17 protein-coding genes and 1 pseudogene are annotated in these 21,515 nt (G+C 76.2%); 13 read left to right on the top strand and 5 right to left on the bottom strand.

Annotation, left to right across the window (positions count from 1 at the left end; translation table 11 throughout):
• Nucleotides 1-130 precede the first annotated feature (130 nt).
• The 6 genes from ACI78U_RS12115 to ligA all read left to right on the top strand — a co-directional run bounded on the left by ACI78U_RS12115 (nucleotide 131) and on the right by ligA (nucleotide 8,981).
• Nucleotides 131-1,507 carry an MFS transporter gene (locus ACI78U_RS12115; RefSeq protein WP_456875565.1) on the top strand — a complete coding sequence of 459 codons (1,377 nt, stop codon included), beginning with the start codon at nucleotides 131-133 and terminating at the stop codon, nucleotides 1,505-1,507.
• Between the two features lie 9 nt (nucleotides 1,508-1,516).
• A complete protein-coding gene (locus ACI78U_RS12110; protein WP_456875564.1) occupies nucleotides 1,517-2,704 on the top strand; it encodes a cysteine desulfurase family protein in 1,188 nt (395 codons plus the stop codon).
• Nucleotides 2,704-3,771 (top strand): tRNA 2-thiouridine(34) synthase MnmA, encoded by a 1,068-nt coding sequence (mnmA, locus tag ACI78U_RS12105; RefSeq protein WP_456875563.1) that lies wholly within the window; start codon nucleotides 2,704-2,706, stop codon nucleotides 3,769-3,771. The genes ACI78U_RS12110 and mnmA overlap by 1 nt, the downstream gene beginning before the upstream one ends.
• Nucleotides 3,772-3,875: 104 nt before the next feature.
• Entirely contained in the window at nucleotides 3,876-5,687 is a 1,812-nt protein-coding gene (locus tag ACI78U_RS12100) for a bifunctional metallophosphatase/5'-nucleotidase (RefSeq protein ID WP_456875562.1), read from the top strand.
• 57 nt (nucleotides 5,688-5,744) lie between these two features.
• Nucleotides 5,745-6,770: a methionine synthase gene (locus tag ACI78U_RS12095; RefSeq protein WP_456875561.1), complete on the top strand. Its 1,026-nt coding sequence runs from the start codon at nucleotides 5,745-5,747 to the stop codon at nucleotides 6,768-6,770.
• A 60-nt stretch (nucleotides 6,771-6,830) separates the two neighbouring features.
• The gene (gene ligA / locus ACI78U_RS12090; protein ID WP_456875560.1) at nucleotides 6,831-8,981 is read left to right on the top strand and encodes an NAD-dependent DNA ligase LigA; all 2,151 of its coding nucleotides are present in this window, start codon (nucleotides 6,831-6,833) and stop codon (nucleotides 8,979-8,981) included.
• 6 nt (nucleotides 8,982-8,987) lie between these two features.
• Here the strand turns inward: ligA and ACI78U_RS12085 are convergent, their stop codons facing one another.
• The 3 genes from ACI78U_RS12085 to ACI78U_RS12075 form a co-directional block, all read right to left on the bottom strand.
• Entirely contained in the window at nucleotides 8,988-9,719 is a 732-nt protein-coding gene (locus tag ACI78U_RS12085) for a class I SAM-dependent DNA methyltransferase (protein ID WP_456875559.1), read from the bottom strand.
• A 67-nt stretch (nucleotides 9,720-9,786) separates the two neighbouring features.
• A complete protein-coding gene (locus ACI78U_RS12080; RefSeq protein WP_456875558.1) occupies nucleotides 9,787-11,730 on the bottom strand; it encodes a DUF222 domain-containing protein in 1,944 nt (647 codons plus the stop codon).
• Between the two features lie 148 nt (nucleotides 11,731-11,878).
• Nucleotides 11,879-12,544 (bottom strand): ACT domain-containing protein, encoded by a 666-nt coding sequence (locus tag ACI78U_RS12075; RefSeq protein WP_456875557.1) that lies wholly within the window; start codon nucleotides 12,542-12,544, stop codon nucleotides 11,879-11,881.
• A 192-nt stretch (nucleotides 12,545-12,736) separates the two neighbouring features.
• Here ACI78U_RS12075 and gatC point away from each other — a divergent pair, with 192 nt between their 5' ends.
• From gatC to gatB, 4 genes are read left to right on the top strand one after another with little or no spacing between them, the layout of a single operon-like run.
• A complete protein-coding gene (gene gatC / locus ACI78U_RS12070) occupies nucleotides 12,737-13,069 on the top strand; it encodes an Asp-tRNA(Asn)/Glu-tRNA(Gln) amidotransferase subunit GatC (RefSeq protein ID WP_456875556.1) in 333 nt (110 codons plus the stop codon).
• Nucleotides 13,066-14,559 carry an Asp-tRNA(Asn)/Glu-tRNA(Gln) amidotransferase subunit GatA gene (gatA, locus tag ACI78U_RS12065; RefSeq protein ID WP_456875555.1) on the top strand — a complete coding sequence of 498 codons (1,494 nt, stop codon included), beginning with the start codon at nucleotides 13,066-13,068 and terminating at the stop codon, nucleotides 14,557-14,559. Before gatC ends, gatA begins: the two co-directional genes overlap by 4 nt.
• Nucleotides 14,556-14,738: a hypothetical protein gene (locus tag ACI78U_RS12060; RefSeq protein ID WP_456875554.1), complete on the top strand. Its 183-nt coding sequence runs from the start codon at nucleotides 14,556-14,558 to the stop codon at nucleotides 14,736-14,738. Before gatA ends, ACI78U_RS12060 begins: the two co-directional genes overlap by 4 nt.
• On the top strand, nucleotides 14,735-16,234 hold the full coding sequence (gene gatB, locus ACI78U_RS12055; RefSeq protein WP_456875553.1) for an Asp-tRNA(Asn)/Glu-tRNA(Gln) amidotransferase subunit GatB: 1,500 nt from the start codon (nucleotides 14,735-14,737) through the stop codon (nucleotides 16,232-16,234). The genes ACI78U_RS12060 and gatB overlap by 4 nt, the downstream gene beginning before the upstream one ends.
• An 87-nt stretch (nucleotides 16,235-16,321) precedes the next feature.
• Here gatB and ACI78U_RS12050 read toward each other — a convergent pair.
• Nucleotides 16,322-17,158: pseudogene (locus tag ACI78U_RS12050) on the bottom strand (PQQ-dependent sugar dehydrogenase); the annotation flags it as partial.
• Between the two features lie 326 nt (nucleotides 17,159-17,484).
• On the opposite strand from ACI78U_RS12050, the gene ACI78U_RS12045 reads away from it, so the two are divergent.
• A complete protein-coding gene (locus ACI78U_RS12045) occupies nucleotides 17,485-18,444 on the top strand; it encodes a 2-hydroxyacid dehydrogenase (protein WP_456875552.1) in 960 nt (319 codons plus the stop codon).
• Nucleotides 18,445-18,463: 19 nt separating this feature from the next.
• A complete protein-coding gene (locus ACI78U_RS12040) occupies nucleotides 18,464-18,844 on the top strand; it encodes a PH domain-containing protein (protein ID WP_456875551.1) in 381 nt (126 codons plus the stop codon).
• Here ACI78U_RS12040 and ACI78U_RS12035 read toward each other — a convergent pair.
• A complete protein-coding gene (locus tag ACI78U_RS12035) occupies nucleotides 18,826-19,662 on the bottom strand; it encodes a helix-turn-helix transcriptional regulator (protein WP_456875550.1) in 837 nt (278 codons plus the stop codon). The genes ACI78U_RS12040 and ACI78U_RS12035 overlap by 19 nt on opposite strands.
• Before the next feature lie 82 nt (nucleotides 19,663-19,744).
• Between ACI78U_RS12035 and ilvD the strand changes: the two genes are divergently transcribed.
• Entirely contained in the window at nucleotides 19,745-21,448 is a 1,704-nt protein-coding gene (gene ilvD / locus ACI78U_RS12030) for a dihydroxy-acid dehydratase (protein WP_456875549.1), read from the top strand.
• The last annotated feature ends 67 nt before the right edge of the window (nucleotides 21,449-21,515 follow it).

The following is a 21,515-nucleotide window of genomic DNA, read 5'->3' as shown; positions in this document are numbered from 1 at the left end:
CCCCCCCCCCCCCCCCCCCCCCCCCCCCCCCCCCCCCCCCCCCCCCCCCCCCCCCCCCCCCCCCCCCCCCCCCCCCCCCCCCCCCCCCCCCCCCCCGCGTTCCAGGGACCGAGACCGAGGACGGGCGGACGTGGACGGGCGGGAGCCGGAGCGGGCGAGCATCTGGGACGCCGCCCACCGACGGACGACGATCGGCCTGCTGACCCTCGTCACCCTCGTCGCCTTCGAGGCGATGGCCGTCGGGACGGCGATGCCGCGCGCGGTCGCCGAGCTCGACGGCGTCGCCTGGTACGCGTGGCCCTTCAGCGCCTTCCTGGTCGCCTCGGTCGTCGGGATGGTCCTCGGCGGCGAGGTGGGGGACCGGCGGCCACCGGGACCGGGCGTCCTCGCCGGCGTGCTGGTGTTCGCCACCGGCCTCCTGGTCGCCGGCCTCGCCCAGCACATGGCCGTCCTCGGCCGCGCCGTGCAGGGGCTCGGGGCCGGCGTGGTCATCGTGCTGCTCTACGTCGTCGCCGGACAGGCCTACTCCTCCCGGCTGCGCCCCCGCCTCTTCGGTGCCTTCGCGGCAGGCTGGGTGCTGCCGGCGCTCGTCGGGCCGCTGGCCGCCGGGCTGGTGACCACCTCGATCGGCTGGCGGGCGGTCTTCCTGGGGCTGGTGCCGCTCGTCGCGGCCGGCCTCGCGCTGCTGCTCACCGCCGGTCCCGGCGAGGCGCCCGCCGGCGGTCCGGCGGCCCCGCGCGGGTACGGCCGGGTGGCGTGGGCGCTGCTGGCCGGCGGCGGCATCGCCGCGCTGCAGTACGCCGCGCAGCGGCTGGACCCGCCCGCCGTCGTCATCGCCGTCCTGGCGGCGGCGGGCCTCGCCGCCGCGCTGCGCCGGCTGCTGCCGCGCGGCACCGTCCGGGCCCGACCCGGCATCCCGGCCGTCGTCGCCGCGCGCGGCCTGCTGGCCGGTGCCTTCTTCGGCATGGACGCCCTGCTCCCGTTCGTCCTGACCGAGCAGCACGGGTGGAGCGCGGCCACCGCCGGGCTGCCGCTGACCGCCGGCGCCGTCGGCTGGGTCGTCGCCGCCCAGCTGCAGGGGCGGCGACCGGACGTCCCGCGCCAGCGGGTGCTCCGGCTCGGGTGCCTGGTGGTGGCGACGGGCCTGGCCGCCACGGCGACGATCGCCGTCCCCGCGCTGGGCGGGTGGCCGGCGTACCTCACGTGGGCGCTGGCGGGGGTCGGCATGGGCCTGGGCATGCCGAGCGTCGGGGTGCTGCTGCTCGACCAGTCGCCGGAGGCCGAGCGGGGGGCCAACTCGGCCGCCCTGCAGATCTCCGACGTGACCGCGTCGGCGCTGTGCATCGGGCTATCGGGCGTCCTGGTGGCCGGCGCCGCCGACGCCGGCGGCCCGCTGTGGCCCGCGGTGCTCGCGGCGGTCGCCGTGCTGACCCTCCCGGCGCTGCTGGGCGCCCGGGTGGCCGGGCGCACGGTCGCTCGACCGGGCAGGTCCGTCGTGCGCGACTAACCTGGGCCGGTGACCTACCTCGACCACGCGGCCACCACGCCGGTGCTCCCCGAGGTGCTCGCCGCCGTGACCGAGCAGTGGGGCCGGGTGGGCAACGCCTCGTCGCTGCACGCCAGCGGCCGCGCCGCGCGCCGGGTCGCCGAGCAGTCCCGCGAGCGGCTGGCCGAGGCGCTGGGTGCCCGCCCGTCGGAGGTGCTGTTCACCGGCGGGGGAACCGAGAGCGACAACCTGGCGGTCAAGGGCCTGTACTGGGCGCGGCGGGAGGCCGACTCGCGGCGCCGCCGGCTGGTGGTCAGCCCGGCCGAGCACCACGCCGTCCTCGACAGCGCCGAGTGGCTGGCCAAGCACGACGGCGCCGAGGTCACCTGGGTGCGCCTGGAGCCGACCGGGCGGGTCACGCCCGGGGCGCTGGCCGAGGCGCTCGGCGACGGCTCCGACGTCGCGGTGGCCAGCGTGATGTGGGCCAACAACGAGATCGGCACGGTCAGCGACGTCGCCGCCCTGGCCGACGTGGCGCACGCCGTGGGCGTGCCGCTGCACACCGACGCGGTCCAGGCGGTGGGCCAGGTGCCGGTCGACTTCGCCGCCAGCGGCGTCGACGCGCTCACCATGACCGGGCACAAGCTGGGCGGGCCGATGGGCGCCGGGGCGCTGCTGCTGCGGCGCGACGCCGAGTGCATGCCGCTGCTGCACGGCGGCGGCCAGGAGCGCGACGTCCGCTCGGGCACCCTCGACGTCCCGGCCATCGTGGGCCTCGCCGTCGCGGCCACCACGGCCGTGCGCTCCCGGCCCGAGCGGGCCGCGCGGCTCACGGTGCTGCGCGACCGGCTGGTGGCCGGCGTGCTCGAGCAGGTCCCCGACGCGCAGCTCAACGGAGCCCCGCTGGACGACGTCGTCGCCGGGGGGCCCGGCCGGCTGCCGGGCAACGCCCACCTGTCCTTCCCCGGCGCCGAGGGTGACGCGCTGCTCATGCTGCTCGACGCCCGCGGCATCGAGTGCTCGACCGGCTCCGCCTGCAGCGCCGGCGTCGCGCGGCCCAGCCACGTGCTCACCGCCATCGGGGCGGAGGCCGGCCGGGCGCGCAGCTCGCTGCGGTTCAGCCTCGGCTCGACGAGCACCGACGCCGACGTCGGCGCGCTGCTGGCCGTGATCGCGCCCGTGGTGGAGCGCGCCCGCCGCGCCGGGCTGGGGCGGTAGTGCGCGTCCTCGCCGCGATGAGCGGAGGAGTGGACTCCGCCGTCGCCGCCGCGCTGGCCGTCGACGCCGGCCACGACGTCACCGGCGTGCACCTGGCGCTCTCGCCGGACCGGCAGACGCTGCGCAGCGGCGCCCGCGGCTGCTGCAGCGTCGAGGACGCCCACGACGCCCGCCGGGTCGCCGACGAGCTGGGCATCCCGTTCTACGTCTGGGACCTCGCCGAGCGGTTCACCGAGGACGTCGTCGACGACTTCGTCGCCGGGTACGCGGCCGGCCGCACGCCCAACCCGTGCCTGCGCTGCAACGAGCGGATCAAGTTCACCGCGGTGCTCGACCGGGCGCGGGCGCTGGGCTTCGACGCGGTCGTCACCGGCCACCACGCGCGGCTCGAGGACGGGCAGCTGCGCCGCTCGGTGGACGCGGCCAAGGACCAGTCCTACGTCCTCGGGGTGCTCACCGCGGGCCAGCTGGCCGGGGCGGTGTTCCCGCTGGGGTCGATGACCAAGGAGCGGGTGCGCGCCCTCGCCGCCGAGCGCGGGTTCGCCGTGGCCGGCAAGCCCGACTCCCACGACATCTGCTTCATCCCCGACGGCGACACCCGCGGCTTCCTCACCCGGCGACTGGGCGCGCGGCCGGGTCCGGTCGTCGACGCCGCCACGGGCGCCACCCTGGGCACGCACGAGGGCACCCACGGGTTCACCGTGGGGCAACGGCGCGGCCTCGGCGTCGCCGTCGGGGACCAGCGGCCGCGCTACGTGCTGTCCATCGAGCCGGTCACGCGCACGGTGACCGTCGGGACCGCCGACCTCGCCGGCGTCGACGTCGTCCGCACCGGCCCGCCCACCTGGACCGGCCCGGCCCCGCGGCTGCCGCTGCGGGCCGAGGTGCAGCTGCGGGCGCACGCGGCGCCGGTCGCCTGCGAGGTGACCGCCGGGGCCGACGGCGGGCTGGTGCTCGCGCTCGCGGAGGCTCAGCGCGGCGTCGCCTCCGGGCAGTCGGCCGTCCTCTACGCGCCCGACCCGGTCCGCGGTGACCTGGTGCTGGGCCAGGGGACCGTCGCCGGCTGACCCGGACGCCGCCGGACGGTCCACCGGAGAGGTCTGGTGTCGGAACGGTTCGTCACCTACGGTGTCCGGCGAGCCACTCCCCGCACGTCCTCCGGAGGACCCCCTTGCGCCGAACGCGCTACCCCCTGGCCGCCGCCGTCGCGGTGGCGACCACGGCCGGTCTGCTGGCCGTCCCCGCCGCCGCGCAGGCCGCGCCCAAGGACGTCACCGTCCAGCTGCTGGCCATGAACGACTTCCACGGCCGCATCACCCCGCAGGGCGGCGCCGACGGGTCGCTGGCCACCTCGCCCGGCCCCGACGGCGTCTACGGCAACACCGACGACGTCACCGTCCCGGTCGGCGGCGCCCAGCACGTCGCTGCCACGGTCGAGCGGCTGCAGACGACGTTCAAGGACACGACGCAGGGCCCGTCGACGTCGTTCTTCGTCGGCGCGGGCGACCTGATCAGCGCCTCCTCCTTCGAGTCGAGCGTCTACAAGGACGAGCCGACCATCGAGGCGCTCAACGCCATGGGGCTCGACGTCTCCTCCGTGGGCAACCACGAGTTCGACCGGGGCACCGAGGAGCTGCGGCGCGTCTCCGGAGCCACCGACGGCACCTTCAGCGACGACGTGACCGCCTGCGAGGGCATCACCCCGGGCGTCGACGGCTGCTTCGGCGAGGGCGAGCACGCCTTCCACGGCGCCGAGTTCCCGTACCTGGCCGCCAACGTGATCGACACGGCGACCGGCCAGCCGATGCTGCCGCCGTACCAGGTGTTCCGGACCCCGGCCAACCAGCGGATCGCGCTCATCGGCGTCGTCACCGAGACCACCCCGACCATCGTCTCGCCCGACGGCGTGGCCGACGTGACCTTCATCGACGAGGCCGAGGCGGTCAACCGCTGGGTGCCGGAGTTGCAGCGCCAGGGCATCGAGGCGATCGGCGTGCTGGTCCACGAGGGCGGCGCGGTCACCGACCCGAACGCCGCGCCCGCGGTGGACAACTGCACCGGCCTGACCGGCCCGATCATCGACATCAACGCCCGCACCTCCGCGGCGGTCGACCTCATCGTCAGCGCGCACAGCCACACCGCCTACAACTGCCGGCTCGCCGACCCGAGCGGCCAGCCGCGCCTGGTGACCCAGGCCGGGTTCTACGGCCGGCTGCTCACCGACATCCGGTTGACGATCAGTCGCACCACCGGCGACGTCGTCCGCTCCGCCACGTACTCGGCGACCAACGTGCCGGTGACCCGCGAGGCCGCCGACCCCGAGGTGCAGTCGATCGTCGACTACTGGAACGCCCGCGCCGCCGAGACGCGCAACGTCGTCGTCGGCGAGGCGACCGACTTCATCGGCAACTCGGTGTCGGCCCAGCGCCGCGCCGAGCAGCCCATCGGCAACCTCGTCGCGGAGGCCCAGCTGCAGGCGATGCAGCAGGAGCAGTTCGGCTTCCCGGTCGTGGCGTTCATGAACCCCGGCGGGGTCCGCGCGAACATCGAGGCCGGCGAGGTGACGTTCGGTGAGCTGTTCGCCGTCCAGCCCTTCGGCAACACGGTCAACGCGATCACGCTGACCGGCGCGCAGATCGACGACGTGCTGGAGCAGCAGTTCCAGGCACCCGGCGGCCCGCGCAACAGCCAGCTGGTCCTGGGCACCTCCGAGGGCTTCGCCTACACCTACGACCTCGACCTGCCCTACGGCGAGCGGGTGGTCGACACCTCGATCAGCATCGACGGCGTCACCGTCGACCCGGCCGCCTCCTACCGCGTCGTCGCCAACTCGTTCCTGACCGCGGGCGGTGACTCGTTCACCGCCTTCACCGGCGGGACAGGGCTGACGGTCGGACCGGTCGACGTCGACGCGCTGGTGGCCTTCTTCGAGGCCAACTCCCCGGTCAGCCCGCCGGCCGCCGACCACGGCACGGCCATCTGACCGACCGCACCACCCGGCCGTCCGGGCCACGGCGGCGGCGGTACTAGCGTCGCCGCCGTGGCCACCCCGACCGAGCCCGAGACCAACCCCGACCCGAGGCCGGTCCCCGCACCGTGGGGGCCGGCCTCGGGCGTCGGGTCGCTGCCCGGGACCGACCCGGCCGAGGCGCTGCGGGTCGTCCTCGGCGAGCTGCCCGGGCTGCCGCACCTACCCGAGCTGCCCGCCCGCGGTCCGGGTGCGGACCTGATCGGGCGCAGCGCGGCCCTGCTGGTCGACCTCGCCGTCGACCTGAACCCGGCCGGGTGGCGGCTGGTGCCGCGCCCCGGGATCGACCTGCGGCGGGCGCAGGAGCTGCTGGCCCGCGACCTCGACGCCCTGCACGACGTCGCCGGGGACCACCGCGGGCCGCTCAAGGTGCAGGCCGCCGGTCCCTGGACGCTGGCCGCCGGGCTGGAGCGGGAGCGCGGGGAACGGGCGGTGGTCGACCCCGGCGCCCGGCGCGACCTGGGTCAGTCGCTGGCGGAGGGCATCGCCGCACACGTCGCCGCCGTCGCCGCCCGCGTCCCGGGGGCGCGGGTGGTCGTCCAGCTCGACGAGCCGTCCCTGCCCGCGGTGCTGCAGGGCGGCCTGCCGACGGCGAGCGGGTTCGGCCGGCTGCCCGCCGTCGACGCGCCCGACGTCGAGAGCGAGCTGGCCGCCGTCGTCGCGGCGGTCCCCGGGCCGGTCGTCGTCCACTGCTGCGCCGACCGGGCGCCGCTGGACCTGCTGCGCGCGGCCGGCGCCGCCGCGCTGTCGTTCGACCTCGGGCTGGTGCAGGACCTCGACGCACTGGGGACCGCCGTGGAGGCCGGCACCCACCTCTTCGCCGGTGTCGTGCCCGGTACCGACGCGCCGCTGCCCGCGCCGAAGGCGACGGCCTCGCGGCTGCGGGCCTGGTGGCGGGAGCTGGGGTTCCCCGCCGACGACCTGCACCGGGCGGTCACCCTCACCCCGTCGTGCGGCCTGGCCGGGGCGAGCCCCGCGTACGCCCGCGCGGCCATGGCCCACGTCCGCGAGGTGGCCCGGTACCTGCTGCCGGAGTGACCGACACCCGATCGGGCAGTGCAGGGGTCGGCGTCGTACCCGGCGGATACGGTCGACGGCGTGAGCACGGACGCCGAGCTGGACACCCCGCAGGTCGCCGCGGTCGCCGACCGGGAGGACCTCACCGAGGTCCCCGACGACGCGCGCACCCGACACCGGGACCTCTCCGAGGAGCTCGACCGCTACGCGTTCGCCTACTACGTGCGCGACGAGCCGCTGGTCAGCGACGGCCAGTACGACGAGCTCATGGCCGAGCTCAAGGCCATCGAGGCCGAGCACCCGGCGCTGGTCACCCCCGACTCGCCGAGCCAGAAGGTCAACGGCGGGTTCACCGCCACCTTCGCCCCGGTCGCGCACCTGGAGCGGATGCAGAGCCTGGACAACGTCTTCGACGGTGACGAGCTGTCGGCCTGGGCGAGCCGGGTGGCCCGCGACGCGGGTGCCGGTGTGGCGTGGCTGTGCGAGCTCAAGGTCGACGGCGTCGCGGTGGCGCTGGTGTACGAGCGCGGCCGGCTGGTGCGTGCGGCCACCCGCGGCGACGGCACGACGGGCGAGGACGTGACCGCCAACGTCCGCACGATGGACGACGTCCCGCAGCAGCTCACCGGCGACGACCCGCCCGAGCTGATCGAGGTCCGTGGCGAGATCTACTTCCCGGTGAGCGGTTTCGCCGAGGTCAACGCCGGCATGGTCGAGCAGGGCAAGGCGCCCTTCGCGAACCCGCGCAACGCCGCGGCCGGGTCGCTGCGGCAGAAGGACCCGCGGATCACCGCCTCCCGGCCGCTGCGGCTGGTCGTGCACGGCCTCGGCGCCCGCCGCGGCTTCGAGGCCGAGCGGCAGTCGGAGGCCTACGAGCGGCTGCGCGCGCTCGGCCTGCCGGTCAGCGACCGGTTCGAGGTGGTCGACGACCTGGAGGCGGTGCGGGCCTACATCGAGCGCTACCGGGAGCAGCGGCACTCGGTCGAGCACGAGATCGACGGCGTCGTCGTCAAGGTCGACCAGGTCGCCCTGCAGCGGCGGCTGGGCTCGACGGCGCGGGCGCCGCGCTGGGCCATCGCGTTCAAGTACCCGCCGGAGGAGGCGACGACCAAGCTCCTCGACATCCGGGTCAACGTCGGGCGCACGGGCCGGGTGACGCCGTTCGGCTACATGGAGCCGGTCAAGGTCGCCGGGTCCACCGTGCAGCTGGCCACCCTGCACAACGCCAGCGAGGTCAAGCGCAAGGGCGTCCTCATCGGCGACACCGTCGTCATCCGCAAGGCCGGTGACGTCATCCCCGAGATCCTCGGACCGGTGGTCGCCGCGCGGACCGGCGACGAGCGCGAGTTCGTCATGCCGACCCACTGCCCCGAGTGCGGTACCGAGCTGCGGCACGAGAAGGAGGGCGACGCCGACATCCGCTGCCCCAACGCCCGGTCCTGCCCGGCGCAGCTGCGGGAGCGGGTGTTCCACATGGCCGGCCGGGGCGCGTTCGACATCGAGGTGCTCGGCTACGAGGCGGCCATCGCGCTGCTGGCCGAGCGGCTGCTCGAGGACGAGGGCGACGTCTTCGACCTCACCGAGGAGGCGCTGTCGCGGACGACCTTCTTCACCAAGAAGGACGGCACCCTGTCGGCCAACGGGCAGCGGCTGCTGGCCAACCTGCAGGCCCGCAAGGACGTCCCGCTGTGGCGGGTGCTGGTGGCGCTGTCGATCCGGCACGTGGGGCCGACCGCCGCCCAGGCGCTGGCCCGTGACTTCCGCTCGCTGGACCGGATCACGGCCGCGTCGGAGGAGGAGCTGGCCGCGGCCGACGGCGTCGGTCCCACGATCGCCCGCTCGGTGCGCGACTGGTTCGCCGTCGACTGGCACCGGGGCGTGGTGGAGAAGTGGCGGCGGGCCGGGGTGCGGCTGGCCGACGCCGGTGAGGACGCCCCGCCCGGGCCGCTGACCGGCACCACCGTGGTCATCACCGGCTCGCTGCGCGACCTCTCCCGCGACCAGGCCATCGCCGCGGTGCAGGAGCGCGGCGGCAAGGTCACCGGCTCGGTGTCGAAGAAGACCGGCTTCGTCGTCGTCGGCGCCGACCCGGGCAGCAAGTACGACAAGGCCGTCCAGGCGAAGGTGCCGATCCTCGACGACGACGGGCTGCGCGTGCTGCTCGACGAGGGCCCCGAGGCCGCCCGCGCGGTGGCCACCATCGGCGACGGCAGCGAGCCGGCGGGGGAGTGACGCCGGTCAGGCGGGCTTCTGCCAGACCGAGACGTGCGACCGGCTGTCGTTCGTGAACGGCCGGCGGTGCCAGTCCTCCCAGCGGTCCGCGAGGGTGAGGCCCGCCAGACGCGCCATGAGGTCGAGCTCCGCGGGCCACACGTAGCGGAACGGCACCGAGACGACCTCCAGGCGCCCGTCGGTGACGGTGTAGTGGTGCGAGACCAGCCGCTGCTCGGCTACGTCGTACTCGTCGAAGCCGAGCCGGGTCGGTGACAGCCGGAACGGCCGCGCCCGCTCGCCCGGGGGCAGCCGCTGCAGGTCGGGGACGCCGACCTCGACGACGAAGTGCCCGCCCGCGCGCAGGTGCCGGGCGGCGTTGACGAAGCAGGCGACCTGCTCGTCCTGGCCGGTCAGGTTCATCACCGTGTTGAAGACCAGGTAGACGAGCGTGAAGGTGTCGTCGACGGTCGCGGACGCGAAGTCGCCGACGGTGACCGGGATCCGCGCCCCGCCTGGCTTGGCGCGCAGCCGGGCGACCATGTCCGGCGACAGGTCGATGCCGTGCACCGGGACACCGCGCTCCTGCAGCGGCAGCGCCAGGCGGCCGGTGCCGATCCCGAGCTCGAGGGCGGCGCCGTCGCCGGCGAGGCCGGCGAGCAGGTCGACGGCCGGTCCGATCACCGCCGGGTCGAACATCTCGGCCGACGCCGCGTCGTAGCGCTCGGCGACGGCCCCGGCGAAGTGGTCGACGGCCATGGCGCCACCGTGCCGGGCCGGCCCGCTCCGGCGCCACCGGTTTCCGGTGCCGGACCCGTCGCCGTGGTCAGTAGGGCGGTGGGGTGGTGGTCGCGGTGAGGCCGGACGGGGTGGTGACGGTGAGGGTGCCGTCGGGGGCGAGGGTGTGTCGCCAGCCGGGGGCCTGGTGCTTGCCGCGGTGGTGGCCGGTGCAGTAGCCGGTGAGGTTGGCCGCGGTGGTGGGTCCGGCCGGCCAGGGAACCGCGTGGTCGAGCTCGCCGGCGCGGGGGACGGGGCGGCGGCAGCCGGGGAAGCGGCAGCGGCGGTCGCGGGCGCGGACGTGCCGGTCCAGCGCCGCGCCGGGCCGGTAGCCGGCGGTGGGTCCGGGGGCGGTGAGGCCCTGGCCGCGTCGGTGGGCGCGGTGCAGGGCGGGCAGGTCGGTGAGGGCCAGCAGCGCGCCGCCGGCCGCGTGGGTGAGCGCGATCCGGGGCCGGTCGGCCAGCCCGCCACCGCCGGTGGCATCCAGCAGGGCGGCGAGGTCGGCGCGGGCGGTGTCGGTGGCCGCGGCCAGCTGGGCGAGGACATCCCCGGCGGCGGTGATCCGGCCGGCGGGACTCGCCGCCCAGGCCGCCTCGTCGGTGGCGTCGGCGCGCTGCGCGGTGGCCACCGTGCGGCGGGCGTGGCCCAGGGCGCGCTCGAGCCCGAGCAGCGCGGCACTCGCCTGGTCGACGGCGCGGTCGGCGCGCGCCCACCAGCCATCGGGACTTGGGGTGTCGCCGGGGTCGGGAGACGTGTGGGGTGGCGGGTCGTCGCCGGAGTCCGGTGGCGGGCCGTAGAGGTGGTCAGGTGGCTCGTCGTCGACGTAGCAGGGGGCTGGTTCGGCGTCGAACTCGCCGGCCAGCACGCGGCGTTCCATCCGCGCCCACCAGGCCTCCAGCTCGGCCTGCTCGCGGGCCTCCCAGCCCAGGACGTCGTCCCCGCCGGAGGCCGGCTTCAGGTCCGTGGCAGTCGGCTCCGGGTCGCTCGGCCCTGTCTTGGTCAGATCCGGGTCGGTCGGCTCCGTGTCAGCCGGCTCCGTGTCAGCCGGCTCCGTGTCGGTCGCCGTGGCGTCGGCGGCGGCCCGGTGACCGGTGAGGGCGGCCAGCAGCGCGCGGACCAACTCGGCCGGCACCACCTGCCCGTCGACCTCACACGCGGCGTCCCCGCCCAGCAGCGCCCCCACCGGGGCGACCACGGTCAGCGCCACCTGCACCGGCGGCAGCCCCGTCTCGCCGGGGCGGAGCACCAGGTCGAGCAGGCAGTCGGCCATCTTCTGCCCCCGGCTGCGGCCGTCGGCGGGCAGCGCGTCGGCACAGGCACCCAGCGCGGCGAGCAGGGCGGCGGCCTCGGGGGTGGTCAGCAGCGCTGACACCACGCTCATCCCCTCCACCCGGTCCGGGCCGGCCGACACGCCACGCCGGCGCACCGCGCGGAGCAGGTCATCGGCCGCGGTGCGGGCGGTGCGCTTGAGCACCTCGCGGCGGACCTTGTCGCCCAGCTGCGCCGGCGTGGTGTGCCGCCGCGCCGCCCAGGCCAGCAGATCCCGCTCCAGCTGCGTACGAACGGTGTCGTCGGTGATCGGGGCGACCCTGCCGATCAGCGGGCCCAGGTGCCCCACGTGCAGCGCCCCCGACTCCAGGGCGGCCAGCGTGCCCGGCAGCCGGTGCACCAGGGTCAGCGACCGCTCCAGCAGTGCCTGCGCCGCCTGGGTGGACAGCGCCAGGGCCACCGCGAGTTCGTCGGTGGCCCACTCGCTCACCGGCCGCAGCAGGTCAGAACGGGCGGCCCACCGCTCGGCCGACATCGCCCCGGGCGAGCCCGGCGGCCGATCGGCCGACGCCGGCCGGGACGCGGCGAACGCGGCCACCGCCCGCGCCCGCAGCGCGGTCTGCCGGGCGATCTCCCGGTCGGTGGCCTGCACCGCCCCCAGCGGCCCCGACGCCCACCCCGCGGCAGGAGCGGGTGCATCGCGCACCGGAGAGGCAGTCGCCATGTACTCGATCATATGTTCGAACGAAGTGTCGATCAAGTCCTGTGGATAGGAGAGGTGCAGCTCAGAGGCGGGTCCAGGTCGGCAGGAGGTGGCCGACCGTGGCCACGACCCCCGCGAGGACGCCGGTCCGGACCGACACCGCCGGTGTTCAGGCCGGCGGGAGGTGGGCGACCGTGGTCGCGATGCCCGTCAGGTGCGCCAGGCGCAGCAGCTCCGAGCGGCGGAACGCCGGTCCGCCCGAGCGGCCGAGGACCACGGCGGTGCCCGGGTCGCCGAAGGGGGCCGCCATCATCTCGATCGCCATCTCCCGCCAGCGCTCGGGCAGCCAGTCGTCCTCGCTCGGCAGCAGCCGGGGTGAGGTGAGCGGCAGCCACGGCAGCGCGAGGCCCTCGAAGGCCGGGGCGGCGTCGGAGGCCGCGAGGACCTCGCACGCGCCGTGGGGTGCGCGCAGCACCGCCGCCCAGCTGCCGTGGAACACCCGCGGCAGCTCCGCGGCGAGCAGCTTCACCGCGGTGCCCTCCGCCGAGCGCGCCAGCGCCTCGAGCAGGTCGAGCTCGCGGTGGGTGTCGAGCGGGCCGGCGAAGGGCCGCAGGGACTCGACCTGCACGCCGGGCACCGCCTGCGCGGCGGTGATGAGGCTGTCGGGCAGCCGGCCGGGCGGCAGGTCGACGACGACGTCGTCGACGGCCACGCCGCCGCCGCGCTCCAGCACGTCGAGGGAGACGATGTCGACCCCCGCGTCGCCCAGGGCGGTCGCCACCGCGCCGAGCAGGCCGGGGCGGTCGGGGACGACCAGCCGCAGGAGATAGGACACGGTTCCTCCGCTGACGACGTCGAGGGGCAGACGATCCGCGTCGATCGGTGTGCCGGAGCAGCTTCCCGCACCGGGCGGCCCCCGGTCGAGCCCGCCCCCGCCGCGGGCCGGGGCGCCACCGCCCGCGCGTACAGTGACCGGGTTGCGTCCCTGGCGCCGGCACGGCGCCGACGACAGGAGTCCCGCCCCAGCATGAGCACCGAGCCCACCAGCGACCGCGGAGCGGCGCCCGCCCTCGGCCGCCAGGACATCGCGCACCTCGCGCGGCTGGCCCGCCTGGCCGTCACCGACGAGGAGCTCGACCGCTTCGCCGGCCAGTTGGGGGCGGTCCTCGACGCCGTGGCCCAGGTGCAGCGCGCCGACGTCGCCGACGTCACGCCCACCACGCACGCCGTCCCGCTGACCAACGTGCTGCGCGCCGACGTCGCCACCCCGTGCCTGCCCCGCGACGTCGTCCTGGCCGGCGCCCCCGCCGCCGAGGACGGCCGCTTCCGCGTCCCGCGCATCCTGGGGGAGGAGGAGTGAGCGACCTCACTGCCCTCACCGCCGCCGAGCTGCAGGCGGCCCTGGCCGCCGGCGAGACGTCGTCGGTGGAGGTCACCCGCGCCCACCTCGACCGGATCGCCGCAGAGGACGGCGCCCTGGGCGCCTACCTGCACGTCGACGAGGAGGCGGCGCTCGCCCGCGCCGCCGAGGTCGACGCGTCGGGCACCGCGGGCACCGGCCTCGCCGGCATCCCGGTCGCGCTCAAGGACGTCTTCGTCACCGAGGGCGTGCCCACCACCAGCGGCTCGCGGATCCTCGAGGGCTGGCGCCCGCCCTACGACGCCACCGTCGCCCGCCTGCTCAAGGACGCCGGCACCGTGCTCCTGGGCAAGACCAACATGGACGAGTTCGCCATGGGCTCGTCCACCGAGAACTCGGCCTACCGGGCGACCCGCAACCCGTGGGACCACGACCGGATCCCCGGCGGCTCCTCCGGTGGGTCGAGCGCCGCGGTCGCCGGCCGGCTGGCGCCGCTGGCCCTCGGCACCGACACCGGCGGCTCGATCCGCCAGCCCGCCGCGGTCACCGGCCTGGTCGGGCACAAGCCCACCTACGGCTCGGTGTCGCGCTACGGGCTGATCGCCTTCTCCTCGAGCCTCGACCAGGCCGGGCCGATGGCCCGCACGGTCGTGGACGCCGCGCTGCTGCACGAGGCCATCGGCGGGCACGACCCGCGCGACTCCACGAGCATCGACGCGCCGGTGCCCACCGTGGTGGAGGCCGCCCGCCGCGGCGCCGGCGGCGACCTGTCGGGCCTGCGCGTCGGCGTGGTCCGCGAGCTCGGCGGCGAGGGCGCCCGCGAGGGGTACGAGCAGGGCGTGCTCGACCGGTTCGCCGAGGCGGTCGCGCTGCTCGAGGCCGCCGGGGCCGAGGTGCGCGAGGTGTCCTGCCCCTCGTTCGGGCTGGCGCTGCCCGCGTACTACCTCATCGCCCCCAGCGAGGCGTCGTCGAACCTGGCCCGCTTCGAGGGCATGCGGTTCGGCATCCGCGTGGGCGACGACGGCAGCCGCGACGTCGACGAGGTCATGGCGCTCACCCGCGAGCAGGGCTTCGGCGCCGAGGTCAAGCGGCGGATGATCCTCGGCACCTATGCGCTGTCGGCCGGCTACTACGAGGCCTACTACGGGCAGGCGCAGAAGGTCCGCACGCTGATCAGCCGCGATTTCAGCGCCGCGTACGACGACGTCGACGTGCTGGTCAGCCCCACCAGCCCGACCGTGGCCTGGCCGATCGGCGCCCGCGTGGACGACCCGCTGGCCATGTACGCCGCCGACCTGTGCACCCTGCCGGCCAGCCTCGCCGGCGTCCCGGCCATCTCGGTGCCCTGCGGGCTGTCCGAGGGCCTGCCGGTCGGCCTGCAGGTGATGGCGCCGGCCCTGGCCGACGACCGCTGCTACCGCGTCGCGGCCGCCGTCGAGGCCGCGCTGGGCGCGCCGCTCACCGACCGGCTCGCGGAGCGTGCCGCGTGACCGGCCCGCTCAAGGCCGCCTGGGGCCTGACCGCCTTCGTCGTCGTCGCCGGGCTGGTCCTGTGGCTGACCACCGGGGAGGCGGTCTTCGCCGTCTTCATCGTCCTGGGCCTGCTGACCGGGGTCGGCGCCTGGCTGACCGGGCGCAGCACCGCCCCGAAGGGAGACCCCCGCTCGTGACCGAGCCCCTCGTCGAGTTCGACGACGTCCTCACCCGCTACGAGCCGGTGATCGGCCTGGAGACGCACGTCGAGCTGGGCACCGAGTCGAAGATGTTCTGCGGCTGCACGACCGTCTTCGGCGCCGAGCCCAACACCCAGACCTGCCCGGTGTGCCTGGGCCTGCCCGGCTCGCTGCCGGTGGCCAACGCCGTCGCGGTCGAGTCGACGATCCGCATCGGCCTGGCCCTGGGCTGCCGGATCGCGTCCTGGTCGCGCTTCGCCCGCAAGAACTACTTCTACCCGGACATCCCCAAGGGCTTCCAGACCAGCCAGTACGACGAGCCGCTGTGCACCGCCGGGCACCTCGACGTCGAGGTCGACGGCGAGACGTACCGCGTGGAGATCGAGCGGGTGCACCTCGAGGAGGACACCGGCAAGAACCTGCACGTGGGCGGGGCCACCGGCCGCATCCACGGCGCCGAGTACTCCCTCGTCGACTTCAACCGGGCCGGGATCCCGCTGGTCGAGATCGTCACCCGGCCGGTCGCCGGGGCCGGGGCGAAGGCGCCCGAGGTCGCCCGCGCGTACGTCACCGAGCTGCGGGAGATCATCCAGACTCTCGGCGCCTCCGACGTCCGCATGGAGCAGGGCAGCCTGCGCTGCGACGTCAACACCTCGCTGGCCCCGATCGGCAGCCTCGAGTGGGGAACCCGCACCGAGACCAAGAACGTGAACTCGCTGCGGTCGGTCGAGCGGGCCGTGCGCTTCGAGATGCGCCGGCAGGCCGCCGTCCTCGACGCCGGGCGCCGGGTGGTGCAGGAGACCCGCCACTTCCACGAGGACACCGGCAGCACCTCGCCGGGCCGCAGCAAGGAGGAGGCCACCGACTACCGGTACTTCCCCGAGCCCGACCTCGTCCCGCTGGCCCCCGACGCCGAGTGGGTGGAGAAGCTCGCCGCCGCGCTGCCCGAGCTGCCGGCCGCCCGCCGGGTGCGGCTGCGCGAGGAGTGGGGCCTGTCGGCCACCGAGATGGCCTGGCTGGTCAACGCCGGCGCGCTGGGGCTGGTGGAGGAGACCGTCGCCGCGGGCGCCTCGCCGGCCGACGCGCGCAAGTGGTGGCTGGGCGAGCTGGCCCGCCGCGCCAACGACGCCGGCGTGGAGCTGTCCGCGCTGGCGGTCACCCCGCGCCAGGTCGCCGAGCTGAGCGCGCTGGTCGCCGAGGGCACCGTCAACGACCAGCTGGCCCGGCAGGCGCTCGACGGCGTGCTGGCCGGGGAGGGCGACCCGCGCGCCGTCGTCGAGGCCCGCGGGCTGGCGGTGCTGGGGGAGTCCGACGAGCTGGTGGCCGCCGTCGACGCCGCGATCGCCGGCGCCCCCGACGTCGTCGCCAAGGTGCAGGGCGGCAAGGTGCAGGCGCTCGGCGCGCTGGTCGGTGCGGTCATGAAGGCCACCCGCGGCAAGGCCGACGCGGCCACGGTCCGCCGGATGCTCGAGGAGCGGGTGCTCGGGTCCTGAGACCGGGCTGGAGCCCGTCGAGCTGGGCGGGAGGATCCGCAGCACCCGGTCGTCGTCCTCGGCGGGCGTGCCGATCCCGTCCTCGTTCGACGTCGTGATCCACAGCGCGCCCTCGCCGTCGAGGACGACGGTGCGCAGCCGGCCGTAGCGGCCGCCGAGCAGCTCCTCGGGCTGCTCGACCACGCTGCCCTCGCCGTCGAGCTGGACGACGTACACCCGCTGGCCGTCGAGCGCGCCGAGGAACACCGTGGTGCCGGCGGCGGTGCACCCGCCGAGCCCGGCGGACCCGTTGTCGAGCCGGAGCACCGGCTCCGCCGTGCCGGGGCCGGCGACCGGCCAGCCGTGGTCGGTGCCCTCGCTGAGCACGTTGAGCTCGTCGGGCCCGGCGGCGGACTCGTCGACGGCGTAGACGGTGGCCGGCTGGTCGCCGCTGAGGCACACCGCGGTCACGTCGGCGAACCCGCTGCTGAACACCGGGCCCGCGGCGTTGGCCGGCTGCCCGAAGACGTCGACGTGCAGCACCTTGCCGCCCAGCGACGCCGGGTCCTGCGCGAGCGCCGGGTTCCCGGTGTCACCGGTGCCGACGAAGAGGGTGCCGTCGGGGGCGAACCGCAGGCCACCGCCGTTGTGGGTCTCGCCGCGCGGGATGCCCGTGAGGACCGGGTTGGGCGTGCCCCCCATCGGGAAGCGGACGACGCGGTTGTCGGTCGCCGTCGACACGTAGGCGTAGAACAGCCCGTCCTCGTCGAAGGTCGGCGACAGCGCGAGGCCCAGCAGCCCGCCGTCGCCGCCGGTGTCGATGCCGGGCACGACCATCAGCTCGCGCGCGGGGGAGCGGTCGGGGAACACCTGCAGCAACCGCCCGGTCTCGCGCTCGCCCACCACCGCCGTGCCGTCGGGCAGCACGACCAGCCCGGTGGGCACGAGCAGGTCGGTCGCGACCACGTTCGGGTCCCCGCCCGTCTGGCCCGAGTTCGGGTCGGCCGGCTCGCCGGGCGCCGGCGCGGGCGAGGACTCCGTCGGCGGCCCGACCTGCGGCGGCGGCCCCTCGGGCAGCGGCCGGAAGGGCCCCGCGGGCTCGTATCCGTCGTCGCCGCAGCCGGCGAGCACCAGGGTCAGGGTCGCGGTGCACGCGGCGGCGGCCGCCCGCCGTCCCCGCTGCCGCCTCACCGGGCCCAGGGTACGGGCGCGGGCGGGGCGCGCGGTGCCCGCCGGGCGGCCCGGCCGGCCGCTGCCTACGGTCGGGGGCCGTGGCACCGGAGATCCTCGGCACCGACGTCGTCGGTCCCGACGAGACGCTGACCGTCCTGGTCCCCGACCGGGAGATGGCCGACGCCGTCGCGCAGCTCTCCCCGCGGGTCCGCGCGGTCCCGGTCGACGCCGACGCCGGCCCGCCGGCGGGGGAGGCCGCCCAGGCGCAGGTGTGGGTGCCCTCGTTCGGCGGGAGCGCGCCGGCGCCGGAGTTCCTCGCCGCGCTGCCGCGACTGCGGCTGGTCCAGCTGCAGAGCGCCGGCGCCGAGCGCTTCGCCGGCCGGCTGCCCGACGGCGTCGTGCTGTGCAATGCGCGCGGCGCGCACACCCCGGCGACGGCGGAGTGGGTGGTGGCCGCGACGCTGGCCGCCCAGCGCGGACTGCCCGACCTGGTGCGCGAGCAGGACGCCGGCCGGTGGTCGCCGCGCCCCTACCGGTCGCTGGTCGGGGCGCGGGTGCTCGTGGTCGGCGCCGGCGACATCGGCCGCCGGGTCGGCGCGATGCTGTCCGGCTTCGACGTCGAGCTGACCTACGTCGGGCGGACCGCCCGCGACGGCGTGCACGGCGCCGGGGAGCTGCCGGCCCTGCTGCCGCACGCCGACGTCGTGGTCGTGATCGTGCCGGTCACCGCGGAGACCACCGGCCTGGTCGACGCCGCCTTCCTCGCCGCCATGCCCGATGGCGCCCTGCTGGTCAACGCCGCGCGCGGGGTCGTCGTCGACACCGGCGCGCTGCTCGCCGAGCTGACCCGCGGCCGGCTGCGTGCCGTCCTCGACGTCACCGACCCCGAGCCGCTGCCCGCGGGCCACCCGCTGTGGTCGGCGCCGGGCCTGCTGCTCACCCCGCACGTGGCCGGCACCGTCCCCGACGCCGGTGCCCGCGCGCAGGACGCCGTCGTCGCCCAGCTGCGGCGGGTGCTGGCAGGGGAGCCGCTGGCCGACGTCGTCGACGCCTACTGAGCGGGGATGATCGGGAGACGTGGCTGTCCTCGCACGCATGCGGCTGAGCCGGGTCGCACTGCTCCCCGTCGTGTTCCTCGCCGTCTGCGTGCTGCCGTTCGCCGCCGCGTCACCGGCCGCCGCGCTGGTCCTGCTGCTGCCGCTGCTCGCCGCGGCCTGGGTGCTGCGGGTGGGCGTCGACGTCGACGACGCGGGCATCACCACCCGCGGGCTGCTCGGGCAGCGCCGGGTGGCGTGGGACGACCTGGCCGGCATCCGCGTCGTCCGCAACGCGCGGCTGCGGCTGGTCACCCGCGGGGGCGGGGAGGTGCCGCTGCCGGTGCTGCGCGCCCGCGACCTGCCGCGGCTGGCCGGGTGGTCGGGCGGGCGCTTCGACGTCCCTCAGCCGCCGGGGGACTGACCCCCGGCGAGCACCCGCAGCCGACCGGCGGTCTCGCTGCCCGCGGCGGCGGTGTAGACGACCACCTGCAGCCCGGGGGCGTCGGCCGGCGTCAGCTGGTGGTGCTCGAGCAGCAGCGTGCCGACCTCCGGGTGCTCGAAGCGCCGCTCGCCGGAGCTGAACCGGTCGACGTCGCGGCTGGCCCAGCCGGCGCGGAAGTGCGGGCTGGCCGCCTCCAGGCGCGACACCAGGTCGACGACGGCCGGGTCGGCCAGCCGCGGGCCCACCTCGGCGCGGAACTGGGTGAGGAACCGGCGGCTGTCGGTGCGCCAGTCACCGAGCAGGGCACGGACCGCGGGGTCGGTGAACACCAGCCACAGCAGGTTGCGCTCGGCGAGGGGGACGGTGGCCACCCCGGGGTAGAAGCGCTCGTAGGCGCGGTTCCACCCGGCGATCGTCCAGTCGGCGGTGATGGCGTAGGCGGGGGAGGGGCCCAGCGCGTCGAGCAGCCGCTGCACGTGCCCGGGCATCCCCTCGGCCGGGTCGACCGGGGCGCCGCCGTGCCCGGTCAGTCGCAGGACGTAGCCGTGCTCGGCCGGCGACATCCGCAGCGTGCGGGCCAGCGCGTCGACCACCTGCCGCGACGGGTGGATGTCGCGGGCCTGCTCGAGCCAGGTGTACCAGGTGGCGCTCACCCCCGAGAGCAGCGCGACCTCCTCGCGGCGCAGACCCGGCGTGCGGCGGGCGCCGGACGGGGGCAGCCCGGCCGTCCGCGGGTCGACCTGCCGGCGGCGCGAGCGCAGGAACCCGGCCAGCTCCTGACGGGCGGTGGCGGACACGGACGGCTCCTCGGTGGTGGTGGCGGTACCAGTATCGAGCGCGTCTGGGACGGTGCCGCGGACCGGCCTACCCTCCCTTCCCGTGACCACCGTGGACGAGCCCCGCGCCACCGCCGACGTCAAGCCCCGCAGCCGTGAGGTGACCGACGGCATCACCCGGGCCCCCGCCCGGGCGATGCTGCGCGCGGTGGGCATGGGCGACGACGACTGGGACAAGCCGCAGATCGGCGTCGCCTCGTCGTGGAACGAGATCACCCCGTGCAACCTCTCGCTGGACCGGCTGGCCAAGCGGGCCAAGGAGGGCGTGCACGCCGCGGGCGGCTTCCCGCTGGAGTTCGGCACCATCTCGGTCTCCGACGGCATCTCCATGGGCCACGAGGGCATGCGTGCCTCGCTGGTCAGCCGCGAGGTCATCGCCGACTCGGTGGAGACGGTGGTGTTCGCCGAGCGGCTCGACGGCACGGTGCTGCTCGCCGGCTGCGACAAGTCGCTGCCCGGCATGCTCATGGCCGCCGCCCGCCTCGACCTGGCCAGCGTCTTCCTCTACTCCGGCTCGACGCTGCCCGGCCGGCTCGGCGACCGCGACGACCTGACGATCATCGACGTCTTCGAGGCGGTCGGGGCCTGCGCCCGCGGGCTGATCAGCGAGGACGAGCTGGCCGCCGTCGAGCGGGCCGCCTGCCCCGGGATGGGCTCCTGCGGCGGCATGTACACCGCCAACACCATGGCCAGCGTCGCCGAGGCGCTCGGGATGGCGCTGCCGGGCAGCGCCGCCCCGCCGGCCCCCGACAGCCGCCGCGACGCCTTCGCCGTCGCCTCCGGCGAGGCCGTGGTGAACCTGCTGCGCAAGGGCATCACCGCCCGCCAGATCATGACCCGCGAGGCCTTCGAGAACGCCATCACCGTGGTCATGGCGCTGGGCGGGTCGACCAACGCGGTGCTGCACCTCATGGCCATCGCGCACGAGGCGCGGGTGGAGCTGACCCTCGACGACTTCAACCGGATCGGCGACCGCACGCCGCACCTGGCCGACGTCAAGCCCTTCGGCCGGTACGTCATGACCGACATCGACCGCATCGGCGGCGTCCCGGTGGTCCTGCGTGCGCTGCTCGACGCCGGCCTGCTGCACGGCGACACGCTCACCGTCACCGGGCGGACGATGGCCGAGAACCTCGCCGAGATCGCCCCGCCCGACCCCGACGGCGCGATCATCCACGCGATGAACCGGCCCATCCACAGGACGGGCGGGCTGACCGTCCTGCACGGCTCGCTGGCGCCCGAGGGGGCGGTGGTGAAGTCGGCCGGATTCGACCGCGACGTCTTCGAGGGCACCGCCCGCGTCTTCGACGGCGAGCAGGGCGCCATGGACGCGGTCACCGAGGGCACGCTGCAGTCCGGCGACGTCGTCGTCATCCGGTACGAGGGGCCCAAGGGCGGGCCGGGCATGCGCGAGATGCTCGCCGTCACCGGCGCGATCAAGGGCGCCGGGCTCGGCAAGGACGTCCTGCTGCTCACCGACGGCCGCTTCTCCGGCGGCACGACCGGGCTGTGCATCGGGCACGTCGCGCCGGAGGCCACCGAGGGTGGCCCCATCGCGCTGGTGCGCGACGGCGACCCGGTCCGCCTCGACCTCACCACCCGCACGCTGGACCTCCTGGTCGACGACGCCGAGCTGGCCCGCCGCCGAGCGGAGTGGCAGCCGCTGCCCCCGCGCTACACCACCGGCGTCCTCGGCAAGTACGCCAAGCTCGTCGGCTCCGCGGCCTCGGGCGCCATCTGCGGCTGACCCGGGGCGTTCCCCCCTCGTTGGGGTGAGCGGTCCCGGGGCGGGGTGTGGCGGGTCCGCCGGGGTG

The sequence above is a fragment of the Geodermatophilus sp. SYSU D00710 genome (genome assembly GCF_054050195.1).
Note: the sequence above shows the minus strand (reverse complement) of the source record. Positions and strands in the feature narration are given on the sequence as shown.